Source organism: Pseudomonadota bacterium, from assembly GCA_018242545.1.
In the GTDB taxonomy this organism is placed as follows: domain Bacteria; phylum Pseudomonadota; class Alphaproteobacteria; order 16-39-46; family 16-39-46; genus 16-39-46.
The window spans coordinates 1-2,596 of the sequence record JAFEBT010000106.1 but is presented as its reverse complement, the minus strand read 5'-3'; the positions used below and the strand labels follow the sequence as shown (position 1 = coordinate 2,596).

Below are 2,596 nucleotides of genomic sequence, written 5' to 3'. Positions count from 1 at the left end.
AATAAAGAAGAGGTTAAAAATCCAGAAGCCCCATTTCTCAAACCCAACAAAACTGAAAAAAAACCTCCGGAAAAAAAATTAAAGCCTCTTAATAGTCCTGTACCTGTGCCTAGTACTCAACAAATAGTTTATCGAAGCCAAAATTTATTTCATGCTATTGATTTTAACAAGGCCAAGTCAGTTCCTCCAACTGTCCAGCAACCAGAGGGTCAGTCTAGTCTTAGGATAACTAATTCCAATCACGTAAGTACTTCAGCGTCCATGGATTATTCGAGTCTAGATCTTTTACATGCTTTATCTTTAAAAAGCCTTGACGGCATGTTGGAAAAAGTAAAAAAACAAAACCAGCTTTATAGTGTCATTGTTAAAGGAGAACGCCTTGATTTTTATGAACCAAAACTTCCCAATCAATCAGGGCAAACACCATGGACCTACCTCGATTGCCTTAAACCCTATCAAGCTAAGGCTGCCGATTATCTTCATCAATTTTTCCGTCTCAATAAATTTTATCCTGTCTTGGCGTGGGAAATGGGTACTGGAAAAACATTAACTTACTTGAATGAAATTTTTCGCCTAATTTCAGAGGGGAAGGAAATCTTTCCTATACTTGTTCCTAAAAGTGCAGTAGATCCCATTTATAAGACAGCCCTTAAAGAGATGTGGGCAGTAAAATCTCAAATTCTCCAAATTATCATTCATGCTAATCTAAATGGACTTTACAATGCCAATTTGGATCAGTTTTATCAAGAACTTCTTAATTATTTAAAAGAAGGGGGGTGTAAACAAAACCGTTGGTAATCTTTAAGCTGCTCTTTGGGAAGTCCAGTATGTTTCCCAGTAGCCATTTAATCTACTCATTCTTAAATTAAGAATCGCATTTGCATTTTCTACTTTCCACCATGCTCCCGCAATCTTTAGTCTTTTCTGCACCACATGCCTATGACTACTTTCAATTTCACCAGAACCAATCGGTAACCCATTAGCTAATGCTTTTTGATAATTCATATAATCTATTCTCTTTTCCATGTACCTATAGCATCTTGTTAAGCCGTTATCTTCATCTCGGTTATCTAAAGAGGCATATTTAGCTGCTATCTCTTCAAATACTTCTTTATGTCTCCCTGTCTTTAGCTTTTCCTTGCTTACTTCCATCCATTTTTTGGGTTCAAATACATCACACCATATTGATGCTCCAGATAAGTATTCACATAAGTGAAAAAAATCTATTAAATAATCAGAACGATTACAAAACTTTAATTTTACCTGTTCTGCTATCCATGGAGCGCCATCACCAACGGCATGAATATAAGTTCCTTCTTTCATTCCAGCTAAAACTGCACACTCTAACATCTTTTGGCCTGCTTCCTCAGCTGTTCCGATTATACCGGCATAGTATCGATTTACCTTGTCTTTACCTCTGGCAAAGCTTAGTTTTACTTCTTTCCAACTAATCTTTCTTCCTTTTCTCGCATCTTGCTGACCCTTAGCAATATCAATCTCTACTATCGGAACCATGCTTCCATCTGTTTCACTAATTAAAATTTCCTCCCTGGCCTCTCCAACTTTTTTTAGTTCAATTATCTTGTAAGCATGCTTTTCTGTTATCAATCTTATAGTCGAGGAAGGAACATCAATTCCATAATGTTCTTTCATCTTCTCCACTACCTTTCCGAAAGGAACATCTGCTCCAAAGTCTGTCAAAGCTCTTTCTAATGGTAATGAATAGCTTCTACCTGTCACTTGAGACGATCTAGAAAATGGTCTGAACAACTTTCTTTCTTCGATAAAGCATCGCTCCTCTGTAGTTACCTGTCCAAATGTCGTATGCCAATTTACTTTTTTTTTGAATGCAGCTTTAGTTTTTTTTCTCGTGCCAATTCCTCCTTATCCTGTGTTTGCTGTTTTGCCCAATCTTCGAGACATTTTTTTCCTAAACCTCTTACTTCAGGAATAAGAGCAAATTCAGCTTCATCAGCTATTTCAATCCCTTTAACTCCTTCAGTAATATCTAAAAGGTTTTTGATGGTTTTTAACATTTCTGGGTGATTTTTTAGGCGAGTGCATATCTGATTCATTTCTTCTTCTTCAAACATAAATATCTCCTTTTGTTAAAAGAAAATATTTATGCACTATCGATGAAAATCTTACCAACGGTTTTGTTTACACCCCTCCTTAGGCAATCCATTATTTTTAATTTGGAATTTTATGCGCACTTAGATAAGATAAACAAATGGAAACGGCGAAGGAAGACGATAAATGGACGCCATCTTGATTTCAGAAGCGTGCTTTACTTTATCCTTTTGAAATTCCCGTTTCTTAGGTTAAAAAACCCTTAGGAAAATAAAATGTTCTCTAAATTCCTTGATCCCAAAAATGATGTAGCTTTTAAGAAAATCTTTGGTACAGAGAAAAACAAAGATATCCTCATTCATTTTCTCAATGATATGATCACCTTCAAGGATCATGGACAAATTCAAGAAGTCACTTTCTTAAAAACTAATCAAGATCCAGTAACAGCCGCTAAAAAGACCAGCATTGTGGATATTTTATGTAAGGATGAAAAGGGAAATACCTATATTGTAGAAATGCAAGTTGC

The 2,596-nt window shown here is 35.8% G+C and carries 4 protein-coding genes; 2 read left to right on the top strand and 2 right to left on the bottom strand.

All coding sequences use genetic code 11. From position 1 onward, the window contains the following. Positions 1-798 (top strand): hypothetical protein (locus JSS34_08715; GenBank protein ID MBS0186378.1); only part of this gene is annotated, 798 nt, incomplete at its 5' end. A gap of 3 nt (positions 799-801) precedes the next feature. Here the strand turns inward: JSS34_08715 and JSS34_08710 are convergent. Further along, the gene (locus tag JSS34_08710) at positions 802-1,878 is read right to left on the bottom strand and encodes an ISKra4 family transposase (protein ID MBS0186377.1); all 1,077 of its coding nucleotides are present in this window, start codon (positions 1,876-1,878) and stop codon (positions 802-804) included. Continuing rightward, positions 1,833-2,093, bottom strand: coding sequence for a hypothetical protein (locus tag JSS34_08705; GenBank protein MBS0186376.1), 261 nt, complete (start codon positions 2,091-2,093; stop codon positions 1,833-1,835). The genes JSS34_08710 and JSS34_08705 overlap by 46 nt, the downstream gene beginning before the upstream one ends. Before the next feature lie 252 nt (positions 2,094-2,345). Between JSS34_08705 and JSS34_08700 the strand changes: the two genes are divergently transcribed. Beyond that, the coding region (locus JSS34_08700; protein MBS0186375.1) for a PD-(D/E)XK nuclease family transposase at positions 2,346-2,596 on the top strand (251 nt) is incomplete at its 3' end.

What these genes read in the sequence shown, in the direction of transcription:
- JSS34_08705 (MBS0186376.1), bottom strand. Translation starts at nt 2,093, where the DNA reads ATGTTTGAAGAAGAAGAAATGAATCAGATATGCACTCGCCTAAAAAAT.